Origin of the sequence: Pseudomonas sp. NPDC089407 (assembly GCF_044900445.1) — a bacterium.
Lineage (GTDB): Bacteria > Pseudomonadota > Gammaproteobacteria > Pseudomonadales > Pseudomonadaceae > Aquipseudomonas.
The window spans coordinates 39,295-60,314 of the sequence record NZ_JBJDNB010000043.1; the positions used below are offsets into that span (position 1 = coordinate 39,295).

Annotated in this window: 24 protein-coding genes and 2 pseudogenes; 14 read left to right on the plus strand and 12 right to left on the minus strand. The window is 63.0% G+C overall.

The features are described from left to right. Window positions 1-130: 130 nt before the first annotated feature. Window positions 131-850, plus strand: a complete 720-nt coding sequence (locus ACI2KG_RS25730) for an SDR family NAD(P)-dependent oxidoreductase (RefSeq protein ID WP_404663791.1) — start codon at window positions 131-133, stop codon at window positions 848-850. 299 nt (window positions 851-1,149) lie between these two features. Here the strand turns inward: ACI2KG_RS25730 and ACI2KG_RS25735 are convergent, their stop codons facing one another. After that, window positions 1,150-2,328 carry an acetyl-CoA C-acetyltransferase gene (locus ACI2KG_RS25735; protein WP_404663792.1) on the minus strand — a complete coding sequence of 393 codons (1,179 nt, stop codon included), beginning with the start codon at window positions 2,326-2,328 and terminating at the stop codon, window positions 1,150-1,152. A 175-nt stretch (window positions 2,329-2,503) separates the two neighbouring features. Between ACI2KG_RS25735 and ACI2KG_RS25740 the strand changes: the two genes are divergently transcribed. The 4 genes from ACI2KG_RS25740 to ACI2KG_RS25755 all read left to right on the plus strand — a co-directional run bounded on the left by ACI2KG_RS25740 (window position 2,504) and on the right by ACI2KG_RS25755 (window position 5,843). Beyond that, entirely contained in the window at window positions 2,504-2,770 is a 267-nt protein-coding gene (locus ACI2KG_RS25740; RefSeq protein ID WP_404663810.1) for a PepSY domain-containing protein, read from the plus strand. Then, window positions 2,767-3,300 (plus strand): cytochrome b/b6 domain-containing protein, encoded by a 534-nt coding sequence (locus tag ACI2KG_RS25745; protein ID WP_404663793.1) that lies wholly within the window; start codon window positions 2,767-2,769, stop codon window positions 3,298-3,300. Before ACI2KG_RS25740 ends, ACI2KG_RS25745 begins: the two co-directional genes overlap by 4 nt. A gap of 259 nt (window positions 3,301-3,559) precedes the next feature. After that, on the plus strand, window positions 3,560-4,771 hold the full coding sequence (gene fabV / locus ACI2KG_RS25750) for an enoyl-ACP reductase FabV (RefSeq protein ID WP_404663794.1): 1,212 nt from the start codon (window positions 3,560-3,562) through the stop codon (window positions 4,769-4,771). Between the two features lie 163 nt (window positions 4,772-4,934). Beyond that, window positions 4,935-5,843: an alpha/beta fold hydrolase gene (locus ACI2KG_RS25755; RefSeq protein ID WP_404663795.1), complete on the plus strand. Its 909-nt coding sequence runs from the start codon at window positions 4,935-4,937 to the stop codon at window positions 5,841-5,843. Window positions 5,844-5,970: 127 nt separating this feature from the next. On the opposite strand, the gene ACI2KG_RS25760 is transcribed toward ACI2KG_RS25755, so the two are convergent. The 4 genes from ACI2KG_RS25760 to ACI2KG_RS25775 are packed head-to-tail and all read right to left on the minus strand — an operon-like array spanning window position 5,971 to window position 7,939. After that, window positions 5,971-6,312, minus strand: coding sequence for a HopJ type III effector protein (locus tag ACI2KG_RS25760; protein ID WP_404663796.1), 342 nt, complete (start codon window positions 6,310-6,312; stop codon window positions 5,971-5,973). Continuing rightward, window positions 6,305-6,601, minus strand: a complete 297-nt coding sequence (locus tag ACI2KG_RS25765) for a DUF1244 domain-containing protein (RefSeq protein WP_146230333.1) — start codon at window positions 6,599-6,601, stop codon at window positions 6,305-6,307. Before ACI2KG_RS25765 ends, ACI2KG_RS25760 begins: the two co-directional genes overlap by 8 nt. Before the next feature lie 9 nt (window positions 6,602-6,610). Further along, the gene (gene folM / locus ACI2KG_RS25770; RefSeq protein WP_404663797.1) at window positions 6,611-7,348 is read right to left on the minus strand and encodes a dihydromonapterin reductase; all 738 of its coding nucleotides are present in this window, start codon (window positions 7,346-7,348) and stop codon (window positions 6,611-6,613) included. Window positions 7,349-7,381: 33 nt separating this feature from the next. Next, window positions 7,382-7,939 carry an antibiotic biosynthesis monooxygenase gene (locus ACI2KG_RS25775; protein WP_404663798.1) on the minus strand — a complete coding sequence of 186 codons (558 nt, stop codon included), beginning with the start codon at window positions 7,937-7,939 and terminating at the stop codon, window positions 7,382-7,384. Between the two features lie 218 nt (window positions 7,940-8,157). On the opposite strand from ACI2KG_RS25775, the gene ACI2KG_RS25780 reads away from it, so the two are divergent. Beyond that, window positions 8,158-9,093, plus strand: coding sequence for a MerR family transcriptional regulator (locus tag ACI2KG_RS25780; RefSeq protein WP_404663799.1), 936 nt, complete (start codon window positions 8,158-8,160; stop codon window positions 9,091-9,093). On the opposite strand, the gene ACI2KG_RS25785 is transcribed toward ACI2KG_RS25780, so the two are convergent. Beyond that, a complete protein-coding gene (locus ACI2KG_RS25785; RefSeq protein ID WP_404663800.1) occupies window positions 9,078-9,695 on the minus strand; it encodes a hypothetical protein in 618 nt (205 codons plus the stop codon). The two genes, ACI2KG_RS25780 and ACI2KG_RS25785, sit on opposite strands and share 16 nt — an antisense overlap. A gap of 59 nt (window positions 9,696-9,754) precedes the next feature. Beyond that, window positions 9,755-10,183, minus strand: coding sequence for a PAS domain S-box protein (locus ACI2KG_RS25790; protein ID WP_404663801.1), 429 nt, complete (start codon window positions 10,181-10,183; stop codon window positions 9,755-9,757). 126 nt (window positions 10,184-10,309) lie between these two features. Between ACI2KG_RS25790 and ACI2KG_RS25795 the strand changes: the two genes are divergently transcribed. After that, window positions 10,310-10,765 (plus strand): flavodoxin, encoded by a 456-nt coding sequence (locus ACI2KG_RS25795; protein ID WP_404663802.1) that lies wholly within the window; start codon window positions 10,310-10,312, stop codon window positions 10,763-10,765. A 147-nt stretch (window positions 10,766-10,912) separates the two neighbouring features. Here ACI2KG_RS25795 and ACI2KG_RS25800 read toward each other — a convergent pair. Beyond that, window positions 10,913-11,353: pseudogene (locus ACI2KG_RS25800) on the minus strand (LysR substrate-binding domain-containing protein); the annotation flags it as partial. Between ACI2KG_RS25800 and ACI2KG_RS25805 the strand changes: the two are divergent. The 3 genes and pseudogenes from ACI2KG_RS25805 to ACI2KG_RS25815 form a co-directional block, all read left to right on the plus strand. Then, window positions 11,352-11,615 (plus strand): annotated as a pseudogene (locus ACI2KG_RS25805) (LrgB family protein); the annotation flags it as partial. The pseudogenes ACI2KG_RS25800 and ACI2KG_RS25805 overlap by 2 nt on opposite strands. A gap of 176 nt (window positions 11,616-11,791) precedes the next feature. After that, window positions 11,792-12,697: an alpha/beta fold hydrolase gene (locus tag ACI2KG_RS25810; protein WP_404663803.1), complete on the plus strand. Its 906-nt coding sequence runs from the start codon at window positions 11,792-11,794 to the stop codon at window positions 12,695-12,697. A gap of 221 nt (window positions 12,698-12,918) precedes the next feature. Then, entirely contained in the window at window positions 12,919-13,830 is a 912-nt protein-coding gene (locus ACI2KG_RS25815) for an SDR family oxidoreductase (protein WP_404663804.1), read from the plus strand. A gap of 389 nt (window positions 13,831-14,219) precedes the next feature. Here the strand turns inward: ACI2KG_RS25815 and ACI2KG_RS25820 are convergent, their stop codons facing one another. After that, complete coding sequence (locus tag ACI2KG_RS25820) at window positions 14,220-15,002, minus strand: IclR family transcriptional regulator (RefSeq protein WP_400614292.1); 783 nt, start codon at window positions 15,000-15,002, stop codon at window positions 14,220-14,222. Window positions 15,003-15,176: 174 nt separating this feature from the next. Between ACI2KG_RS25820 and hmgA the strand changes: the two genes are divergently transcribed. Genes hmgA through maiA form a run of 3 tightly spaced genes read left to right on the plus strand, consistent with a single transcriptional unit; the run spans window position 15,177 to window position 18,419 of the window. Continuing rightward, window positions 15,177-16,478: a homogentisate 1,2-dioxygenase gene (gene hmgA, locus ACI2KG_RS25825; protein ID WP_404663805.1), complete on the plus strand. Its 1,302-nt coding sequence runs from the start codon at window positions 15,177-15,179 to the stop codon at window positions 16,476-16,478. A 3-nt stretch (window positions 16,479-16,481) separates the two neighbouring features. Then, window positions 16,482-17,774, plus strand: coding sequence for a fumarylacetoacetase (gene fahA / locus ACI2KG_RS25830; RefSeq protein WP_404663806.1), 1,293 nt, complete (start codon window positions 16,482-16,484; stop codon window positions 17,772-17,774). A gap of 12 nt (window positions 17,775-17,786) precedes the next feature. Further along, window positions 17,787-18,419 (plus strand): maleylacetoacetate isomerase, encoded by a 633-nt coding sequence (maiA, locus tag ACI2KG_RS25835; RefSeq protein ID WP_404663807.1) that lies wholly within the window; start codon window positions 17,787-17,789, stop codon window positions 18,417-18,419. Here maiA and ACI2KG_RS25840 read toward each other — a convergent pair. Next, on the minus strand, window positions 18,413-19,219 hold the full coding sequence (locus tag ACI2KG_RS25840; RefSeq protein ID WP_400614301.1) for a SirB1 family protein: 807 nt from the start codon (window positions 19,217-19,219) through the stop codon (window positions 18,413-18,415). The genes maiA and ACI2KG_RS25840 overlap by 7 nt on opposite strands. A 123-nt stretch (window positions 19,220-19,342) precedes the next feature. On the opposite strand from ACI2KG_RS25840, the gene ACI2KG_RS25845 reads away from it, so the two are divergent. Then, window positions 19,343-20,362 (plus strand): Leu/Phe/Val dehydrogenase, encoded by a 1,020-nt coding sequence (locus ACI2KG_RS25845; RefSeq protein ID WP_404663808.1) that lies wholly within the window; start codon window positions 19,343-19,345, stop codon window positions 20,360-20,362. Window positions 20,363-20,485: 123 nt separating this feature from the next. Here the strand turns inward: ACI2KG_RS25845 and ACI2KG_RS25850 are convergent, their stop codons facing one another. Together ACI2KG_RS25850 and ACI2KG_RS25855 are read right to left on the minus strand one after the other, a co-directional pair. Further along, window positions 20,486-20,749 (minus strand): YebG family protein, encoded by a 264-nt coding sequence (locus ACI2KG_RS25850; RefSeq protein ID WP_167065781.1) that lies wholly within the window; start codon window positions 20,747-20,749, stop codon window positions 20,486-20,488. A 9-nt stretch (window positions 20,750-20,758) separates the two neighbouring features. Continuing rightward, on the minus strand, window positions 20,759-21,020 hold a 262-nt coding region (locus ACI2KG_RS25855), incomplete at its 5' end, for a hypothetical protein (protein WP_404663809.1).

A 21,020-nucleotide genomic window follows, 5' to 3' on the forward strand; every position in this document is an offset into this window, starting at 1 on the left:
ACAGGTACAGCGCAAACAGTGAAATTTGCGCGGTCCTTGTAGGAGCGGGTTCACCCGCGAATAGGCCCGCACAGCCCATACAAAACCCCTAGAATGCCGATTCCAATGAAATCCACAGGGAAGTGATGCGATGCGCATTCTGGTAGTCGGCGCCAGCAAGGGCTTAGGCAAGGCATTCATGGAAGGGCTGGGTAAACCCGGCGATACATTGATCGGCGTGTCACGCGCCAAACCAGCGGCCGTGAATATCAGCCAGGGTATCCACGCCCAGTGGATCGAGGCCGATCTCGGCCAGCCGGCCGCTGCCGTCGAGGCCATTGCCCAAGCGCTTGGCGAAGGTGGCGTGGATACGCTGATCTACAACCTCGGCCTGTGGGAGGCCGACGCCTTCGAAGCGCACTACAGCTTTCTCGAAGACCACGATGTGGAATTGCAGCGCATGGTCGACTGCAACATCACTGCGACCATCCTGCTGATCAAGCGCCTGCTGCCGCTGCTGCTGAAAAGCGAGAAACCACGCATCATTCTTACAGGCTCCACCTCGGGCCTGCCGCAGAGTGGGTGCCCGGAAGTGACCTTTGCTGCGTCCAAATTCGCCCTACGCGGCATTGCCGAGGCGTTGCGTGAAGGCTATCGGGGGCAGGGGCTCGGGGTGACTTGCTTGAACCTGGGGTATTTGAATACCGAGGACAGCCTCGATGTGCCGCTGGCCGAGGCGGCGGCGCGTGGGGAAGGGGGGCTGATACCGCTGCATGATGTGGTGCTGATGGTGCGTAGCTTGCTGGAACTGTCGGCGGCGAGCTATGTGCGTGAGCTGACCTTGCCGGCTATTGCTGATGAGCGGTTTTAAAGGTTCATAAGCAGGCCCGGCCTCTTCGCGGGTGAACCCGCTCCTACAGGGACCGCGCACATTTCAACGTTTGCGCCGTACTTGTACAGGCTGTGTGAAAACCTCCCGACCGATGTAGCTGTTCAAAAAACATCCTAAAAATCGCGCTCTTACGCAAAATCTGGGTCTGCTGAGCAGCCAACTCTTTTCAGATTTCACGTACGAGCGCGATCATCGAAAAGTGACGGGGGTTTTCACACAGCCTGTGTAGGAGCGGGTTTACCCGCGAAGAGGCCGGGCCTGCTCAACTCAATCGCCGATCAACGCTCAATGGCCAGCGCCACGCCTTGCCCACCCCCAATGCACAGGGTAGCAAGCCCTTTCTTGGCATCACGCTTGATCATCTCGTGCAACAAGGTCACCAGCACCCGGCATCCGGACGCGCCAATCGGGTGCCCCAGGGCAATCGCCCCACCGTTCACATTGACCCGCGCAGCATCCCACTCCAGCGCCTTGCCCACCGCCAGTGCCTGTGCGGCAAAGGCTTCATTGGCTTCGATCAGGTCCAGATCATTCAATTGCCAGCCGGCCTTGTCCAGGCAACGCTGGGTTGCCGAAACCGGGCCAATGCCCATGATCGCCGGGTCTACCCCGGCACTGGCATAAGCGGCGATCTTCGCCAGCACCGGCAGGCCCAGGGCCTTAGCCTTGTTGGCGCTCATCAGCAGCACGGCGGCCGCACCGTCGTTCAGGCTGGAGGCGTTGCCAGCGGTGACGCTACCGTCCTTCTTGAACGCCGGGCGCAGTTTGCCCAACGATTCGGCGCTGGTGTCCGGGCGCGGCTGCTCGTCACGGGCGAACACCTTCGGCTCGCCCTTTTTCTGCGGCAGCACGATCGGGGTGATTTCCGCGTCGAAGCGGCCGGCTTCGATCGCCGTCACGGCCTTGCGCTGCGATTCGGCGGCAAAGGCGTCCTGCTGTTCGCGGCTGAGGCCGTACTGGTTCACCAGGTTCTCGGCAGTGATGCCCATGTGGTAGTCGTTGAAGGCATCCCACAGGCCATCGGTAATCATGCTGTCGATCAGCTGGCCATGGCCCATGCGTTGGCCGGTACGGGCCGAGGGCATCACGTAGGGGGCCAGGCTCATATTCTCCTGGCCGCCGGCAATGACCACCTCGGCGTCACCGCAGCGGATGGCCTGTGCGGCCAGGTGCAGGGCCTTGAGGCCCGAGCCGCACACCTTGTTCAGGGTCAGCGCCGGTACGCTGAAGGGCAGGCCGGCCTTGATCGCGGCCTGGCGGGCCGGGTTCTGCCCGGCACCGGCGGTGAGCACCTGGCCGAGGATGACTTCGTCGACCTGCGCCGGGTCCAGCCCGGTCTGCGCTAGCAGGCGCTTGATCACGGCGGCGCCGAGGTCGACCGCAGGCACAGTGGCCAGGGCGCCCTGGAAGCTGCCGATGGCGGTACGGGTTGCGGCGACGATGACCACGTCGTTCATATTGTTGTTCTCCGTGCGATGGGCGTAAAGCACCCAGCATCGGTTGCTTTGGCTTATTTGTTAAGTTTGTTTTTCTTCTTGATTGATGTGGAAAACAAATGAGTGGGCGTAAAGCACGCACCCGATCTAAGCTGAATGACGCGCTGTATCACTCAACTGAATGGAGCACATGCTCATGCGCATCTTCATGGCCCTTACCCTCTTGATCGGCAGCAGCACTGCATTCGCCGCTACCGAATGCACCACCGCAGACAAGAGCACCTGGCAGGACCAGGGCAAGTTCCAGGAACAGCTCAAGGAGCAAGGCTACAAAATCAACACGTTCAAGGTCACCAAGGGCAACTGCTACGAGATCTATGGTTTCGACAAGGATGGCAAGAAGGTTGAGATCTACCATGACCCTGTGACCGGCAAGGCAGTCAAGACCGAGTACCACAAGTGAACAGCGACGGCACGGTGCAGCTGTGGGACCCGCTCCTGCGGTTGATCCACCTGTCCATCGCCGTCGTGTTCTTCGCCAATTACTTTTTCAATGAGGAGGGTGATGACTGGCACCAGTGGCTGGGCTACTACGCGCTCGTGTGTGTGGTGTTGCGTGTGGTCTGGGGCTTTGTCGGGCCACGTAGCGCACGCTGGGCCGATTTCTGGCCTACCCTGCGGGGCGTGGCCGGGCATGCCCGGGAGCTGCTGCGCGGAGGGTATGTTCATGGCCTCAGGCATTCGCCGATTGGCGCTGTGGTGATGCTACTGATGCTGATCGGCATCACCGGCCTTGGCTTGACCGGCTGGGCTTCGCAGGAGGTGGATGCACTGTGGGGAGCCGACTGGCCGATGGATGTGCACAGCTGGCTGGCCAATGCGCTGCTGGCGCTGGTGTGCCTGCATGTGCTGGGCGCCATCGTCGAGAGTGTGCGCCTGCGCGAAAACCTGCCGTGGTCGATGATCACCGGGCGTAGGCGGCGTCGCGACTGACTGTACCGGCCTCTTCGCGGGTAAACCCGCTCCCACAGGTACATCACAGCTCTCAAGATGTGTGCGGTCCCTGTGGGAGCGGGTTCATCGAGGCGTCGAACCGCCGCGAAGAGGCCGGAACAAGCTAACCACCGTTTTGCATCCCCATGATCACCCCGTAATATGTGTCGGATAACCTGCGGGGGTAGTCTCACCCTCTGATCAATCGGAATCGCCCCAAGTGGCGCTTCCCCGGCATAAACCTGACGAGGTACAGACATTGGCCATCATTCATCCTAAGGTTCGCGGTTTCATCTGCACCACGACTCACCCGAAGGGCTGCGAGCTCAACGTCCGTGACCAGATCGAAGCCACCCGCAAGCTGGGCGTGCGCGAGGATGGCCCGAAGAAGGTCCTGGTCATCGGCGCTTCCAGCGGCTACGGCCTGGCAGCCCGCATTACCGCGGCGTTCGGCTTCAAGGCCGATACCCTGGGCGTGTTCTTCGAAAAACCAGGCACCGAAACCAAGGCCGGCACCGCTGGCTGGTACAACTCCGCTGCCTTCGACAAGTTCGCCAAGGCCGAGGGCCTGTACAGCAAGTCGATCAACGGTGACGCCTTCTCCGACGAAGCCCGCGCCAAGGTCATCGAGCTGATCAAGAACGAAATGGGTGGCAAGGTCGACCTGGTCATCTACTCGCTGGCTTCGCCTGTGCGCAAGCTGCCACAAACCGGTGAAGTGATCCGCTCTGCACTCAAGCCGATCGGCCAGCCTTACAACTCGACCGCCATCGACACCAACAAGGACACCATCATCGAGGCCAGCATCGAGCCGGCCACCGAGCAGGAAATCGCCGACACCGTCACCGTCATGGGTGGCCAGGACTGGCAGCTGTGGATCGACGCCCTGGCCGGTGCCGACGTACTGGCCGAAGGCGCCCGTACCGTGGCCTTCAGCTACATTGGCACTGAAATTACCTGGCCGATCTACTGGCACGGTGCGCTGGGCCAGGCCAAGCAGGACCTGGACGAAACCGCCCTGCGCCTGGACCAGAAGCTGGCCGCTGAAGTGAAGGGTGGCGCCAACGTGGCGGTGCTCAAGTCGGTGGTTACCCAGGCCAGCTCGGCCATTCCGGTGATGCCGCTGTACCTGTCGATGGTGTTCAAGATCATGCAGGAAAAGGGTGTGCACGAAGGCACCCAGGACCAGCTGGACCGCATGTTCCGCGACCGCCTGTACCGTGCCGATGGCGCCCCGGCCGAAGTGGACGAAAAAGCCCGCCTGCGCCTGGACGACTGGGAACTGCGCGACGACGTGCAGAACGCGTGCAAGGCCATGTGGCCACAGGTGACCACCGAGAACCTGTTCGAGCTGACCGACTACGCCGGTTACAAGAAGCAGTTCCTCAACCTGTTCGGCTTCGAGCGTGCTGACGTCAACTATGACGAAGACGTGGCGACTGATGTGAAGTTCGACTGCGTCGAGCTGTAATCTGAAAATGTGCTGGCCCTATCGCCGGCAAGCCAGCTCCCACAGGTACTCCACAACCCTTGAAGTCTGTGGGAACCTTGTGGGAGCTGGCTTGCCGGCGATAGGGCCGGTACAGGCTCAAGATTATTTGCTAGCTTTGGCGCACAACAACCGGGAATGTGCCATGAGCAGCCTCACCCAACCCGCCACTGCCTTTCGCCACCCCGCAGCCGACGGCTACAGCCTGGGTGGCTTCATCTGGCGCCACGCCCAGCCTGACCCCCAGCGCCCGCTGGTGATCATCAACGCAGCCACTTCGGTACGCTGCCGCTATTACTCCCGCTTTGCCGATTACCTGTTCGCCCAAGGCTGCGATGTGCTGACCTACGACTACCGTGGCATCGGCGAATCCCGCCCGGCTTCCCTGCGCGGCTTTCAGGCCACCTGGAGCGACTGGGGCCGGCTGGACTTCGAAGCCATGCTGGCACATGCGGCCGAACACTTTCCCGGCCAACCGGTAGATGTTGTGGGGCACAGCTTCGGCGGTTGTGCGGTAGGCCTGGCTCCGTCGGCAGGCCAGGTACGCCGGGTGGTAATGGTGGGTGCGCAGTTCGCCTACTGGCGCGACTACGCGGCCGATCAGCGCTGGCAGCTGTTTGGCAAATGGCATGTGGTAATGCCACTGCTGACACGGGTATTCGGCTACTTCCCCGGCAAGCGCCTGGGTTGGCTGGAGGACACGCCATCCGGCGTGGTGCATGACTGGGCCACCCGTACACCGCGTTATGAGCAGCGGCCCAGCGGGCGGGCATTGGCAGCGCTACCGTTTGCCCAGGTGCGGGCGGCGACGTTGGCTATCAGCCTGACTGACGACCCCTTTGGCACGGTCGAGGCGACCGAGCGCTTGCTGGGTTATCTGCAGGGGGGCGAGCGACGGCACCTGCGCATTGCGCCTGTGGATATCTCGGTTGGGGAAATTGGCCATTTCGCGTTTTTCCATGACCGGTTTCGCGAGAGTTTGTGGCCGGTGGCGTTGCAGTGGTTGCAGCGGGGAGGGCTCGTAGAGGGAGTGCCGGGAACCCTGATCGATTGATGTCGGGCTCGATAGTTTGGGGCCGCTTTGCGGCCCATCGCGACGCAAGGCCGCTCCTACAGGAGATCGCGCTCCCGTGTAGGAGCGGCCTTGCGTCGCGATGGGCTGCAAAGCAGCCCCGGCAATCTCAAGCCTTGCGCGACAGCGGCTGCGCGGCGAACTTCACACCGGCCAGCCCATGCTTGATCAGCGCGCGGATATTGCCATGGTCACTGCCCTCAGGCGTGGCCACTACATCACGGTAATGCTCACCAAACGCCAGCAGTGCTTCCTGGTCGCTCAGCCCTTCCAGTACAGCCAGGCCCAAGGTCTTGCACGAACCTTCGTTCTGCCCGGCGGCATTTTCCACGCCACCATTGTTGAAGGCCTGCGGCTGGTAGCTGTAATTGTCGGCAATGAACGCCAGGGTGTCGGCAAACACGTGTTGGCCGCCGGCCAGGCTGGCGCGCAGGGTGTTCAGATCAGTCACGGGGTTTTCCTTTTTCGAACGCCGCTTGTTGTTCGGCGCTGGCTTCTTTCTGGTATTGGGCTTTCCACTCGGCGTAAGGCATGCCGTATACCGCTTCGCGGGCGTCGTCCAGGCTCAGGTCGAGCTGGCGCTCGTCAGCCGCAGCCTTGTACCACTTGGACAGGCAGTTGCGGCAGAAACCGGACAGGTTCATCAGGTCGATGTTCTGTACGTCGGTACGCTTTTGCAGGTGGTCGACCAGGCGCCGGAATGCGGCGGCCTCAAGTTCGAGCTGTTGCTGTGGAGTCATGGGCTTCTCTCAAGTCATGCGGTTCTTCAGGTGGCGGCCACCGTTGATGACCACCTGGCTGCCGGTGCTGTACTGGCTGGCCAGCAGGTATTTGACCGTTTCGATCAGTGGGCCGGCGCCGGGTTCGAACTCCAGCAGGGCCTTTTTCAGGGTTTGCTGGCGGTAGGCTTCGTCACCCCCTTCCTTGAGGATCAGCAGCCCGGGCAGGATACCGTTCACGTGCACCGTGGGCGCATATTTTTCGGCGAATGACAGCACCATGTTCTGCAGCGCGGCCTTGGTGGCGGCGTAGCCGATGTGGCTCTTGCTGCCGCGCGAGGACGTTTCGTCGCAGATGTGGATGATGTCGGCCTTTTCCACCTTGGCCAGCAGTTCGCCCAAGGCCAGGTTGAGGTGGTAGGGCGCTTCGACGTGCAGGCGGAACATGGTCTCGAGGTTGTCCAGGCCATCGTCGAGCCACAGCGAGGCGTTGTGGATGATCGCACGCAGGCCGTCGTAATGTTGGTGCAGGTGGTCGACCAGCGCCTGACGGTCGGCCGCCAGGCACAGGTCAGCCTGGAACTGCACGATGTTAGGGTGGGCCGCCTGTGGCTGGATGCTGCGGCTGGCACTGACCACCGTATGGCCGGCCTGTGCCAGTTCAAGGGCCAGGGCCAGCCCGACGCGCTGGCTGGCTCCGGTAACGAGAATGGGGCTGTTCATGTTCGGGGCGGTCAACTTGTCTGTCCTTTGGTTGCTGCCCAGCATACCCGAACTGTTTCGCTGTTGTATGGCCTGGCCTCAGCGGCTGCGCAAGGCGCCTGCGGTGGCCGGAGTGGCATGCAGCCAACCGGCCAGCAGGCGGGTGGACAGCGGGATGAACAGGTAGACCATCAACGGTGTCAGGGCCAGGGTGCTGAGCAATACCCTTGGCACCAGGTCGAGCGCTGCCAGCCAGTGGCCGAACACCACGTTGAACACCAGCGAGACCGGGAAGAAAGCCAGCCAGATGGCCACGCCCTGCTTCCAACGCGGCGGTTTTTGCACCATATTGGTGCCAAACCAGTCATCGATGCCGCTAACGCGCGCCTCTTTGGGGCGTTCGAACAGGCCATTGCCGCGTTGCAACCACGCCCGGCGTGAGGCGGAATGCTCCCAGGCATGCAGGGTCGGCTCGTCGCTGAAACGGAAAATGATCTGGAATTCGTCGCCATCTTGCGGCGGGGCGAGAATGCCCGAGCCAAGATAGCCGGGAAAGTCGGTGGCCAGCTGCTCGCCTTCGTGCAGCCAGGCCAGCAGGTCCTGGTAGCGGCCATGGGCGGCGCGGCGCGACACCATCAGGGTGACGGGGGTAGACATCGTGTATCTCCTGGCAACGGGGCTGGCGGGTAGCTGGCCCCTCTGGCTGCGTGGCCCGGGGTGGTGGGCAACGCAGGCGTGCGTGCAAGAATCGGGCGCGGATTATCGCGCAGTTGCGAACTTCGGCAAATGTCTGCCGGCAAACGGTCATACGTTGCGAACGGTGGTGACGTAGTAGACTGTGTCTTCAACTTCCGCACACAGGGTATTCCTTGCAGATGAACGAACAGGGACGTAATCCGGTGATCGACGCGAGCTTCGAGCAGCAGGAGCTGTTTCCGATTCGTGAAGTATCCCGCCTGACCGGTGTGAACGCGGTGACCCTGCGTGCGTGGGAGCGCCGTTACGGGCTGATCCAGCCGATCCGTACCGACAGCGGCCACCGCCTGTATTCCCAGGCCGATATCGATGAAATCCGCCGTATCCTTGGCTGGCTGGAACGCGGTGTGGCGGTGAGCAAGGTGGGCAGCATCCTGGCCCGCAGCCATGCCCTGGCCGGGCAGGCCGACGGGGCGACGGGCAGTTGGGTGCGCTGGCAGCACCAGATTCGCCTGGCGGTGCAACGTTTTGACCTGATAGGGCTGGACCACCTTTTCGAGGAGGTGTTTGCCGCCAGCACCCTGGACCAGGTGTTCACCGAGGTGTTCATGCCCGTGTGGCACGACATGGCTGTCAGGCAGGGCGGCTACGGGCAGGCCAGCGAATGGTTGTTCTTCGACCGGTTCCTGCGTGGCCGGGTATTCGCCCGTCTGCAGCTTGCTCATGTACCACGCAGCCGCACGGTGCTGTTGGCACCATTGCCAGGGCAGTGTCATGAACTTGAGTTGCTGGTCACCGGCCTGGTGCTGGGGAGCGACGAAACCGGCGTGACCCCATTGGCCTGCGGGCAACCGCTGCAAGAACTGGCGCTGGTCTGCGAGCGCCTGAAACCGGACGCCCTGGTGCTGTTTTCCCATCAGCCGCTCACGGTAGAACTGGCACGGCACCTGACGCGCCTGGCGGCGGTGCTGGACTGCCCGTTGTTATTGGCGGGTGAAGCCTCGGAAGTGGCGCAGGACAGCCTGGCAGGCAGCCCTGTTGCTTGCCTGGGTGCGCAGGGGGCAATGATGCGTCAGCGTTTACGGCAGTTTCTGGCCGGTCAGCTGGATACCTGAGTATGCAGTTCGGGGTGGGCCTGGCGATGGGCCTGAAGGATGTAGTCGCGCAGGCGTTCTATCTCTTCGGCCGGGCTTTGGCTGAGGTCATAGGCTGCCAGGTCCGGGCCAATACGCCGACCCAGCACGCCATGCAGTTCGATCGGGCTGATGCCGCCAGGGGCAAAGCGCAGCTCGAAGCGGGCGGGTGCCGTTGGCAGGTCACGCAGTTCCAGCAGTAACCCTTTGAACGAAATTTCGCGTACCCACAAGCCGCTTTGCTTGTCATGGGCATCAAGCAGTGCGCTCGGCTGCTCCATCGACAGGCGCCAGGGGCGCAGCATGGGGCCGTCTTCGTAGATTTCCGGTGAACCCAGTTGCAAGTGCAGGGCGTGGAACTCGTCTTCCACCAGTTGCAGCGGGAAGCTGATCTGCTGGTTGTTGAACTGGGCTTGCAGGGTGACCTGCTCGTTGGCCACCAGGCGAGTGAGCAGGCTCTGAATGCGGCGGTCACCATTGACCAGCAGGCTCGACATGGAGTCGGCCAGGTTCAACTGCGGCGAATGCTGCATGTTCTGGATGAAATCCAGTTCGGCCTGAGTCAGGAGCGCGTCGGCTTGCATGATCGAACTCGGTGGTGGCAGTTTCTTCAACGTCATTGACCGTGCAAAGGGCGCTTGGTTCAGGCGCGTTCGTCGGCTTTCGGACGAACGCGGAGTTCGGCCAGTTCCCGTTCCAGTTCGACTTGGCGGCTGACGTCTTTCTGGATGCCGATGAAGTAGGTGCGCTGGTCGGCATCGCTCTTCACCGGGGTGATCGACAGCTCGTTCCAGAAGGCGCTGCCATCCTTGCGATAGTTGCGCAGCACTTCACGGCATGGGCGGCCTTCGGTCAGCGCCTTGCGGATACGCGCGCGGCCGAGCTGGTCACGGTCCTGGGCCTGCAGGAAGCGGCAATCCTGATAGAGGATTTCGTCACGACTGTAGCCGGTGAGCCGTTCGAAGGCGGCGTTGACGTAGATGAGGATGGTGTCATCGCCTTCCTTTTCGGCGACCACGATGCCGTCATTCGAGGCATCGACCATCGATTGCAGCAGTTGCGCGTTGATCATGTTCGGGCCATTGGGCAAAAAGGGGCGAAGCAGGGCTGAAGGCGGCGACTTTGGTAGAGGCGGCCTTTTGCCAGCGCTGAATGCTAGTATCCTACGTTTTCACTCAGTTTCGGAATCCTCTACCCGATGAAAGTCGCCATTATTTCCGGATCGGTCTATGGCACCGCCGAAGAAGTCGCCCGTCACGCTGAATCGTTGCTCAAGGCTGCAGGCCTCGAGGCCTGGCATGCCGCACGTGCCACCTTGCAGGACCTTGAAGGTTTTGCCCCTGAGGCCTTGCTGGCCGTGACCTCGACCACCGGCATGGGTGAGCTGCCGGACAACCTCATGCCGTTGTACAGCAGCATTCGCGACATTCTGCCAGCGGCCTGGCGTGGCCTGCCGGGCGCGGTGATTGCGCTGGGCGATTCCAGCTATGGCGATACCTACTGCGGGGGCGGTGAGCAGATGCGCGAGCTGTTTGCCGAACTGGGCGTACGCGAAGTGCAACCGATGCTGCGTCTGGATGCCAGTGAGACAGTGACCCCCGAGACTGATGCCGAGCCTTGGTTGGCTGAGCTTGTTCAAGCGTTGAAGGCTTGACCGGAAGTTGACGCGCTCCTATGTAGGAGCGGCCTTGTGTCGCGAACGGGCCGCAGAGCGGCCCCGGGATCTCGGCGATGCTGCAAATATTGCTGGGGCTGCCTTGCTGCCCTTTCGCGACACAAGGCCGCTCCTACAAGGATCGTGTCAGCCGTGATATTCGCGCAGTAGAGCCAACCACGCCTGCGCCGCCCGCGACAGATACGCCCCGCGCCGCCAGATAAAGGCGATATCCCAGCGCAGATCCGCCGGCGAGCGCAATGGCAAGCGCACCACCCCTGGGCGCTCGAGCGCCTTTGCCACTACCCGGGGCAGCAACACCACGCCTTGGCCCGCCGCCACCAGCGCCGCCAGGAAATCTGCCTGGCCGCTGCGCCCGCCTTCCTTCGGGGTAAAGCCCTGCTGCTGGCACGCCTTCAGCAACCGGTCATTGAGCACGAAGCTGCGTTGGTACAGCAGGAACGGTGTTGCGGCAAGTTGCCCCAGGTCTACCCCGTCCAGGCCCGCCAACGCATGGCCCGCTGGCAACAGCGCGTCCAGTGGTTCATCGCAGAACGGCTGGTAATCGAACGCCTCGTCATTGGGCGTGGGTGGCGTGCCCGAGCTGACCGCCGTGTTCGTGATGTTCACCGGTGTGCTCGGCGCCATGTTCGGCGGTGTGCTGCTGCGCTGGTTACCGCTGCGCTCGCCGTTGGCGAGGGGCGCCCTGTTCGGCGTTGGCGCGCATGGCGCCGGGGTCAGCCGGGCACAGGAAGTGGGCCGTGAAGAAGGTTCGGTGGCCGGCCTGGTCATGGTCTTGACCGGGCTGCTCAACCTGTTCGCGGCGCCGCTGCTGGCCATGCTGCTCTGACCGTTCGTGCCACTGACTCGCTCAGTCATCAAGCTGGCTGGCAACGCAAGTTTCAGCCCAGGGGCGGCTGGCTAGACTCAGCCTCGACATAGAGAGCACAAGTAAGTGCCGAGGTAACATGCAATGACCGCAGCCTTGCCCTATTCCGCCAACACCTGTTCACCGGGACCGATCTGATGCCTATGGCCGAAATTCCATTGTGCGTCTGGCGTACCCGGGGACAGAGCTTCACATTCCGGGGCCAGAGCATCCGCTACTGGACCGCAGGGCAAGGAGAGCCCCTGCTTCTGTTACATGGCTTCCCCACCGCCAGTTGGGACTGGCATTACTTGTGGGGGCCTTTGGCCCAACGCTTCCGGGTAATCGCGTGCGACATGCTCGGCTTTGGCGATTCGGCCAAGCCGGTCGACCATGCCTACAGCCTGATGGAGCAAGCCGACCTGCAACAGGCCTTGCTGGCCCACCTGCAGGTCGACCTGCCGGTGCACCTGCTGGCCCATGACTATGGCGGCAGCGTGGCCCAGGAGCTGCTGGCGCGGCACCATGAGCAGCGGGTCGAAGTGGCCAGCTGCGTGTTCCTCAACGGCGGGTTGTTTGCCGAAAGCTGTCGCATGCTGCTGATCCAGAAGCTGCTGTTAAGCCGCTTTGGCTGGCTGGTCGGGCGCTCGTTCGGGCGCGATGACCTGGTGCGCAACGTGACCCAGGTCTACGGCCCCTGCACCCACCCCAGCGAAAGCGCACTGGATGATTTCTGGAGCCTGATCGCTGCCAACCGTGGCACGCGCATCCTGCACAAGCTGGTGGGCTATATGCCCGAGCGCAGGTTGCATCGCGACCGCTGGGTTGGGGCGATGCAGCGCCAAGGCGTGCCGCTGCGCTTCATCAACGGTGTGGTCGACCCGCTGTCTGGCGCGCACATGCTCGAGCGTTACCGGCAGCTGGTGCCGGAGCCCGACACCGTGCAGTTGCAGGGCATTGGCCACTACCCGCACACCGAAGCGCCGGTGCAGGTGCTGCGTCATTACCTGGCCTTTCGTGAGCAGCTGCTGAGCGACTATCAGCCGAAAGTGGCGTATTCCTGAGCGGGCCTCATCGCGGGCAAGCCAGCTCCCACACCGACTGCACCAGCCTCAAGGTTTACGCGATACCTGTGGGAGCTGGCTTGCCTGCGATGGGCCGCACAGCGGCCCCATAACCATCGCCCTGCGTTATTGCCAGGCATTCAGCCTGCGTGAGCTTGATTGTCCGCCTGCTGCTGGCGGCGGACACTCGGCTGACCTGAACACTGCCTGGAGCCTTGAGCATGAGCGAGCCTGTCCGTCTGCAAGATCGCGTGGTAATCGTAACCGGTGCCGGTGGTGGCCTGGGCCGTGCCCATGCGCTGCTGTTCGCTGCACGCGGCGCCAACGTGGTGGTCAATGACCTGGGTGGCTCTACCCACGGCGAGGGTGCCAGCGCTTCGGCTGCCGACCGGGTGGTAGCGCAGATCCGCGCCGCCGGCGGCAGCGCCGTTGCCAACCATGACTCGGTCAGCCAGGGCGCGCGTATCGTCGAGCAGGCGCTGGACAGTTTTGGCCGGGTCGACGTGCTGGTGAACAACGCCGGCATCCTGCGTGACAAGACCTTCCACAAGATGGACGACAGCGACTGGGAGCAGGTCTACCAGGTGCATGTCGAAGGCGCCTTCAAGGTCACCCGCGCTGCCTGGCCGCACCTGCGTGAGCAGAACTGGGGGCGGGTGATCTTTACCGCGTCCACCTCCGGCATTTACGGCAACTTCGGCCAGGCCAACTACGGCATGGCCAAGCTGGGCCTGTACGGGCTGACCCGTACCTTGGCGATCGAGGGGCGCAAGCACAACATTCTGGTCAATGCCATTGCGCCCACAGGGGGGACGCGCATGACCGAAGGGCTGATCCCGCCGCAGGTGTTTGAGCGGCTCAAGCCGGAGCTGGTCAGCCCGCTGGTGGTGTACCTGGGCAGTGAGCAGTGCCAGGGCACGGGTGAGTTGTTCGAAGTGGGCGGCGGCTGGGTGGGCAAGGTGCGTTGGGAGCGCAGCCTGGGGGTGGGCTTTGATCCTCGCGAAGGCTTCACCCCCGAGCAGGTGGCGGAGCACTGGGCGCAGATTGGTGACTTTGAAGGCGCGGTGCACCCGCAGGACAGTTTGCAGGCGCTGCAGCAGATGATGGCGAATTTGCAGAAATATCCACTCTGAAAAGGCTTGCGCGGTCCCTGTAGGAGCGGCCTTGTGTCGCGAAAGGGCTGCGAAGCAGCCCCAGCAATTTCTGCGGCGAAGCTGCAATCGAGGGGCTGCTTCGCAGCCTTTTCGCGACACAAGGCCGCTCCTACAGGGACCGCGCAAGCCAGACGAAAACGCACGTTTTTCAGAGCAAAAAAAAGGCCGCTGCAAGCCGCAGCGGCCAATCGAGACGTTAGATCAAGGAGCTTCAAAATCTACGTCGGTGAACCTCGCAGGCCTGAAGAGCGGGGGGGAAGAGCCCTTCATGCCGTGCCAGTGAGGTAAGAATAAGCGCTTGATCCCGTAGGAAAAATAGCCGCTTATGACATTCACCTTTACGTTTCGGGCAATAGTGGCGCAGGCCCTCAGGCAGCAGGCGAATAGCCCATGCGCCAGCTGGTTTCCCGCGTGGCCGCCAGCAACCGTTGCGCCGCGGGGCCGTGTTCGTCGGCATGGAAGATCGACGTCGGCCCGACCACGGTCATCACTGCAGCGATCTGCCCCATGGCGTTGAAGACCGGCGCCGACAGCGCATCCACGCCCGGCATCAGCAGACCGTGCACATGGTGCAGGCCACGTTCGCGAATACCCGCCAGTACAACCTGGTAGTCCTCGGCAGCGTGCCCCAGGGCAGCCAGCTCACGATCACGCAGCTCCACGGTTTCGCGTTCGGGCAGGTAGGTGGCGAACACCAGCCCGGTAGAGGAGCTGAGCAGCGGCAGTACCGAGCCGATCTGCGTCACAACGGTGATCGCGCGCACTGCCGGTTCGATGCTGACCACGGTCGCGCCCTGGTTTCCCCACACGGCAATAAAGCAGCTCTCGTTAAGCTCGTCGCGCAGCTGCGCCAGCGGCAGCGCGGCAATCTTCAACACATCGATGCTGCCCAGCGCCGCCAGCCCCACCCGCAATGCTTCGCGCCCCAGGCCGTAATGGTTGGTGGCGGCATCCTGTTCGGCAAAGCCACTGGCGATCAACGCCTGAAGGTAGCGGTGCACTTTACTCGCCGGCATCTGTACATGCTCTGCCAGGCGCGACAGCGAGGTGGACGGGGCCAGCTCGGCAAGGGCCTTGAGGATGTCGGTGCCGACCTCCGCCGAACGGACTTTCTGCTTGCCATTGTCGGCGGGGGAGGTGGCTTTAGTCATGGACATCGTCTTCTGCATTCTTTCAGTCGGGCCTTTATAACTTGACGCCATGCGCGTAGCAAATTACGTTATTCGTAATCTGATTACGATAAAAACAATGCAGACGCGCTGCCACCCCACATCGGGCCAGCAGCCAGCTGCCAGCAACGGCTCGGCCAGAGCCCGGAGGCATCGATGAATCGCGATACGTCCCCCGACCTTCACTACCTCAGCGGTTTCGGCAACGAGTTTGCCAGCGAAGCGCTGCCAGGTGCCCTGCCGGTCGGGCAGAACTCGCCGCAAAAGGCGCCCTATGGGTTGTATGCCGAATTGCTCTCGGGCACGGCGTTCACCATGACCCGCAGCGAATTGCGTCGCACCTGGCTGTATCGCATTCGTCCTTCTGCATTGCACCCGCGTTTCGAACGCCTGGCGCGTCAGCCGCTGAGCGGGCCGCTGGGTGGCATCAACCCCAATCGCCTGCGCTGGAGCCCCCAGCCGATGCCCGCCGAACCGACCGACTTCATCGAAGGCTGGCTGCCGATGGTGGCCAACGCGGCGGCGGAAAAACCGGCGGGCGTGAGCATCTACATCTACCGCGCCAACCGTTCCATGGAGCGGGTGTTCTTCAACGCTGACGGTGAACTGCTGCTGGTGCCGGAACAGGGTCGTCTACGTATCGCCACCGAACTGGGGGTGCTGGAGGTTGAACCGCTGGAAATCGCGGTCATCCCGCGCGGCATGAAATTCCGTGTCGAACTGCTCGACAGCCAGGCCCGCGGCTATATCGCTGAAAACCACGGTGCGCCGTTGCGCCTGCCGGACCTGGGGCCGATCGGCAGCAATGGCCTGGCCAACCCGCGTGACTTCCTTGCGCCGGTGGCGCACTACGAAGAGGCCACAGGGCCGGTGCAACTGGTGCAGAAGTTCCTGGGCGAGCACTGGGCCTGCGAACTGCAACATTCGCCACTGGACGTGGTTGCCTGGCATGGCAGCAACGTGCCGTACAAATACGACCTGCGTCGCTTCAACACTATCGGCACGGTGAGCTTCGACCACCCGGACCCGTCGATCTTCACCGTGCTGACTTCACCGACCAGCGTGCATGGCCTGGCCAACATGGACTTCGTGATCTTCCCGCCACGCTGGATGGTGGCCGAGAACACCTTCCGTCCACCGTGGTTCCACCGCAACCTGATGAACGAGTTCATGGGCCTGATCAATGGCGCCTACGATGCCAAGGCCGAGGGCTTCCTGCCAGGCGGTGCGTCGCTGCACGGGGTGATGAGTGCCCATGGCCCTGACGCCGAAACCTGCGAAAAGGCCATTTCCGCCGACCTGGCACCGCACAAGATCGACAACACCATGGCTTTCATGTTCGAGACCAGCCAGGTGCTGCGCCCGAGCCAGCAAGCCCTTGAATGCCCGCAATTGCAGGCCGACTACGATAGTTGCTGGGCGACTTTGCCGAGCACCTTCAACCCGAACCGGAGATAACCCATGAACCACACTGCCAATGCCCGTAGCTGGGTCGAGCACGCCAACGGGCACAGCGACTTCCCGCTGCAGAACCTGCCGATGGGTATTTTCAGTCGGCCGGGTGAGGCGAAGCGCTGTGGCGTGGCCATCGGTGATGCGATCCTCGACCTGGAAGCGGTGCTGGCCGCCGGCTTGTTCGACGGCGCAGCCAAGGCCGCTGTCGAAGCCACCCGTGGCGGGGCGCTGAACGCTTTCTTCGCCTTGGGCCGCAGCGCCCGGGTGGGCCTGCGCGAGCGCCTGCTAGAGCTGCTCGGCGAGCACAGCGAGCACCAGGCAGCGCTAACGCCGGCGCTGTACCCGGCCAGCGCCTGCCTGCTGCATGTGCCAGCGCAGATCGGTGACTACACCGACTTCTACGTCGGCATCGAACACGCCAAGAACGTCGGCAAGCTGTTCCGCCCAGACAACCCGCTGCTGCCCAATTACAAGTACGTGCCGATCGGCTATCACGGCCGGGCTTCGACCATCCGCCCCTCCGGCACCGATGTACGCCGGCCAAAAGGGCAGACTTTGCCGGCCGGGCACACCGAGCCAAGCTTCGGCCCGTGCGCGCGCCTGGACTATGAACTGGAACTGGGCATCTGGATTGGCCAAGGCAATGACATAGGCCAGGCGATTCCGATTGGTGATGCTGCCGAGCACGTGGCCGGCCTGTGCCTGCTCAACGACTGGTCGGCGCGCGACATCCAGGCCTGGGAATACCAGCCACTGGGGCCGTTCCTGTCCAAGAGTTTCATCACCACCGTTTCGCCGTGGGTGGTCAGTGCCGAAGCCCTGGAGCCGTTTCGCTGCGCCCAGCCGGCGCGTCCGGAAGGCGACCCGCAGCCGCTGTCGTACCTGCTGGACAAGCGCGACCAGGCCGCCGGGGCCTACGATATCGAACTGGAAGTGCTGCTGCTGACCGAGCGCATGCGCGAGCAGGGCGTTGCCCCGCACCGCCTGACCCTGAGCAACACCCGCAGTATGTACTGGACCGTGGCGCAGCTGGTGGCGCACCACAGCGTCAACGGTTGCCAGCTGCAGCCGGGCGACCTGTTCGGTTCGGGCACGCTGTCGGGGGCTACGCCAGGTTCGTTCGGCAGCCTGCTGGAGATCACCGAAGGCGGCAAGCTGCCGGTAGAGCTGGCCAGTGGTGAGGTGCGCAAGTTCCTTGAAGACGGTGACGAAATCATTCTGCGTGCGCGCTGCGCGCGTGACGGCGTGGCCAGCATCGGCTTCGGCGAATGCCGCGGCAAGGTCATTGCGGCCAACTGAGGAGGCATGGGCATGGAACTGTACACCTATTACCGTTCCACCTCGTCCTACCGGGTGCGCATTGCCTTGGCACTGAAAGGGCTGGCCTACCAGTCCCTGCCGGTCAACCTGCTGCAAGGAGAGCAGCGCGGCGCTGGCTATGTCGCCGTCAACCCGCAGGGCCGCGTGCCGGCCTTGCGCACCGACGGCGGTGAGTTGCTGGTGCAGTCACCGGCGATCATCGAGTACCTGGAAGAGGTCTATCCACAGCCTGCGCTGTTGCCGGTCGGCGCAGAAGCGCGGGCCAAGGTGCGGGGCGTGGCCGCGATCATCGGCTGCGATATCCACCCGCTGCATAACGTCAGTGTACTGAACCTGCTGCGCCAGGCGGGCCAGGATGAGGGGCAGGTCAACCAGTGGATCGGTCACTGGATCAGGCAAGGGCTGGCGGCAGTCGAGCAATTGATTGGCGATGAGGGCTTCTGCTTCGGCAATGAGCCGGGGCTGGCAGATGTGTACCTGATCCCGCAGCTGTACGCGGCTGAACGCTTCAACATCGACCTCGCCGGCTTCCCGCGCATCCTGCGGGTGGCCGCATTGGCAGCCGGCCACCCGGCCTTCGCCAGCGCCCACCCCGCCCGGCAACCGGACAGCCCGGCTCAGTGAAGTGAACGGTTCGCCGCCGGAAGCTTGCCGATGCGTTCGGACAGCTTCAGGCGCTGGACCGGGTCTTCGGTCAGCAGCAATGCATGCTCCAGGTCGAAGCGCTCGGCCTGCGGGCAGTCCAGGTGTTGGTAAAGCGAGGCGCGGGTCATGTAGTCGCCGACCTGCACCGGGCCCAGTTGCATGACCCGTTCGGCGTCGATCAATGCCGCCAGGTGGTCATCGTTGCTGATGTGCAACTGGCGCAGGTTACGTGACAGGCGTTGCAGCATCTGCAGTGGGCTGGCACTGCGCATGTGCTCTGCCGTCAGCGCCACATGCGGGCCGAACTGGCGGGCCAGCAACTCGCGGCAGTCGCTGGGGTACAGGCGCCGGCCACCACAAGGGTCGAGCAGGTGATCGGCACCCGGCACGCGCAGCAGGAAATGGCCAGGAAAGCCCACACCCTCCAGCGGGATGGACAGGCGCCGAGCCAGCTCCAGGGCAAGGATGGCCAAGGTCAGTGGTTGGCCACGGCGGCGCTGCAGCACCTTGTCCATCATGGCTGCATGGGGCCTTAACGGGTGGTACTCATCCTGCTGGAAGCCCAGTGCGTTGAGCTGGCGCAATAGCGGTTGGGCCAGTTCGTTCAATGGCAGCATGGGCAGGTTGGTGCTGATTTCGCGCTGCAGGTCGTGCAAGGTGGCAAGGCTGGCGGCGGGCTCGACGCTGCGGTCGTGCTCGGCGGCAACCCACAATGCAGCTTCCAGCAGGGCGACAGGCTCGCGTTCCAGGCAGGCCAGGCAGGCTTGACGTGGCTTCATCTGGCTTCTCCACACACGCTTGAGTATTAGCTGGGGTGTGCGCTTTCGTCCAGTGGTCCGGCAGCTTCGTCAGCTGCAGCGCCGCGCCTATACTGGAAGAAGCACCTTGTGGGGAGCCTGTCGATGTTCGCACTGATGCAAAGCACCCGTACCCAGTCACTGCACTTGTTCAACGACCCGCCCACGGGCTTGAAGGCAGTGGTCGCGATTCACAGCGAGCAGCTGGGACCGGCCATGGGCGGTTGCCGCTACCTGCCGTACGCCGATGACGAAAGCGCCATGACCGACGCCATTCGCCTGGCCCAGGGTATGAGCTACAAGGCGGCCCTGGCTGGCTTGCCATTGGGTGGTGGCAAGGCAGTGGTCATGCGCAACCCGCATGTGGAAAACCGCGCGGCGTTGTTTGAAGCCTTTGGCCGTTTTATCGATACCTTGCAAGGGCGGTTCATCATTGCCGTGGATAGTGGCACTTCGACCCTGGACATGGACTGCATTGCCCAGAGCACACCGCACGTGACCAGTACCACGGCTTCGGGCGACCCCTCGCCGCATGCCGCGATGGGGGTATTTGCCGGTATTCGTGCCACGACCTCGTTCCGGCTCGGTAGCGACGACCTGAGAGGCTTGCGGGTAGCGGTGCAAGGGCTGGGCAATGTCGGGTATGCGTTGGCGGAACAACTGCATGCGGTGGGTGCGGAGCTGCTGGTCAGCGACCTTGACCCGGGGCGTGTGCGGCTGGCGATGGAACAGTTCGACGCCAAACCTGTGACCAACGATGCAATGATCAGCACCCCCTGCGACATCTTTGCCCCCTGCGGCGTGGGCCCGGTGCTGAACGGGCAGAGCGTGATGCAGCTGCGCTGTGCGGCAGTGGCGGGGGCGGCGAATAACCAGCTGACCACCTTGCAGGTGGCCGACCAGCTGGAATCGCGCGGAATACTGTATGCGCCTGACTATGTGATCAATGCCGGTGGTTTGATCTATTTGGCGCTGACCCACCGTGGCGAGGACCTGGGCAGCATCACCGCGCACTTGGCGCGGATTCCTTCGCGGCTGACCGAAGTGTTTGGCCATGCGCAGGCGGAGAAACGTTCGCCGGCAAGGGTGGCGCAGTTGCTGGCGGAGCGGTTGCTTTACGGCTGAAGTTTCATGCTGGCCTTGCTGGCCTCTTCGCGGCTAAAGCCGCTCCCACAGGTACCGAGTGAGCCCGAGGCCTCTGCGATCCCTGTGGGAGCGGCTTCAGCCGCGAAGCAGGCGGTGCCGATATCACTCGGCTGCACCACCCTCGAGCAACTCGCCCAACGCATCCGGCTGGCTCTTGAACGCCCGGGCAAACACATCACGGTTCTTGGCCATGTAGATACCGGCTTCTTCAACCTGCTGCTCGGTCAGCGATGGCACCGCTTTGTGCAGCACTTCGGCCAGGCGCTCGGCCAGTTCGAGCATCTTGTCGTGACGGTCTGCTTCGGCCTTATCCATGAACAAGCGCTCCGGGTCGCGGCTGCTGCGGTACACCACTTCGACGGCCATTCATCACCTCTATGCCTTTTTGCTGGTTGTGTTGCGGTTTACTGTATCTATATACAGTAATGGCAATGTTGGTTGGTTCGCAAGCAGAAATTGTAGCGTGGCGGTTTGCAGGGTGTTTGGCACAACATCTTTATTGCCTTTGAAACCGAGCGCCGCTCGCGCGGCGCTTCGCGGCGCAAGGCCGCTTGTGTCTTGATAGGGGATTAGAATCAGGAGTGAGAGCGGTGAATGGCAAGCTAAATGCCGCAGGTGCCTTGAGCACGAGTGGGAG

Bases quoted from the DNA above. Each gene is read 5' to 3' on its own strand.
- ACI2KG_RS25730 (WP_404663791.1), top strand. From the start codon at position 131: ATGCGCATTCTGGTAGTCGGCGCCAGCAAGGGCTTAGGCAAGGCATTC.
- ACI2KG_RS25735 (WP_404663792.1), bottom strand. From the start codon at position 2,328: ATGAACGACGTGGTCATCGTCGCCGCAACCCGTACCGCCATCGGCAGC.
- ACI2KG_RS25740 (WP_404663810.1), top strand. From the start codon at position 2,504: ATGCGCATCTTCATGGCCCTTACCCTCTTGATCGGCAGCAGCACTGCA.
- ACI2KG_RS25755 (WP_404663795.1), top strand. From the start codon at position 4,935: ATGAGCAGCCTCACCCAACCCGCCACTGCCTTTCGCCACCCCGCAGCC.
- ACI2KG_RS25765 (WP_146230333.1), bottom strand. From the start codon at position 6,601: ATGACTCCACAGCAACAGCTCGAACTTGAGGCCGCCGCATTCCGGCGC.
- folM (WP_404663797.1), bottom strand. From the start codon at position 7,348: ATGCTGGGCAGCAACCAAAGGACAGACAAGTTGACCGCCCCGAACATG.
- ACI2KG_RS25775 (WP_404663798.1), bottom strand. From the start codon at position 7,939: ATGTCTACCCCCGTCACCCTGATGGTGTCGCGCCGCGCCGCCCATGGC.
- ACI2KG_RS25780 (WP_404663799.1), top strand. From the start codon at position 8,158: ATGAACGAACAGGGACGTAATCCGGTGATCGACGCGAGCTTCGAGCAG.
- ACI2KG_RS25785 (WP_404663800.1), bottom strand. From the start codon at position 9,695: ATGCAAGCCGACGCGCTCCTGACTCAGGCCGAACTGGATTTCATCCAG.
- ACI2KG_RS25790 (WP_404663801.1), bottom strand. From the start codon at position 10,183: ATGATCAACGCGCAACTGCTGCAATCGATGGTCGATGCCTCGAATGAC.
- ACI2KG_RS25795 (WP_404663802.1), top strand. From the start codon at position 10,310: ATGAAAGTCGCCATTATTTCCGGATCGGTCTATGGCACCGCCGAAGAA.
- ACI2KG_RS25810 (WP_404663803.1), top strand. From the start codon at position 11,792: ATGCCTATGGCCGAAATTCCATTGTGCGTCTGGCGTACCCGGGGACAG.
- ACI2KG_RS25815 (WP_404663804.1), top strand. From the start codon at position 12,919: ATGAGCGAGCCTGTCCGTCTGCAAGATCGCGTGGTAATCGTAACCGGT.
- ACI2KG_RS25820 (WP_400614292.1), bottom strand. From the start codon at position 15,002: ATGACTAAAGCCACCTCCCCCGCCGACAATGGCAAGCAGAAAGTCCGT.
- hmgA (WP_404663805.1), top strand. From the start codon at position 15,177: ATGAATCGCGATACGTCCCCCGACCTTCACTACCTCAGCGGTTTCGGC.
- fahA (WP_404663806.1), top strand. From the start codon at position 16,482: ATGAACCACACTGCCAATGCCCGTAGCTGGGTCGAGCACGCCAACGGG.
- maiA (WP_404663807.1), top strand. From the start codon at position 17,787: ATGGAACTGTACACCTATTACCGTTCCACCTCGTCCTACCGGGTGCGC.
- ACI2KG_RS25840 (WP_400614301.1), bottom strand. From the start codon at position 19,219: ATGAAGCCACGTCAAGCCTGCCTGGCCTGCCTGGAACGCGAGCCTGTC.
- ACI2KG_RS25845 (WP_404663808.1), top strand. From the start codon at position 19,343: ATGTTCGCACTGATGCAAAGCACCCGTACCCAGTCACTGCACTTGTTC.
- ACI2KG_RS25850 (WP_167065781.1), bottom strand. From the start codon at position 20,749: ATGGCCGTCGAAGTGGTGTACCGCAGCAGCCGCGACCCGGAGCGCTTG.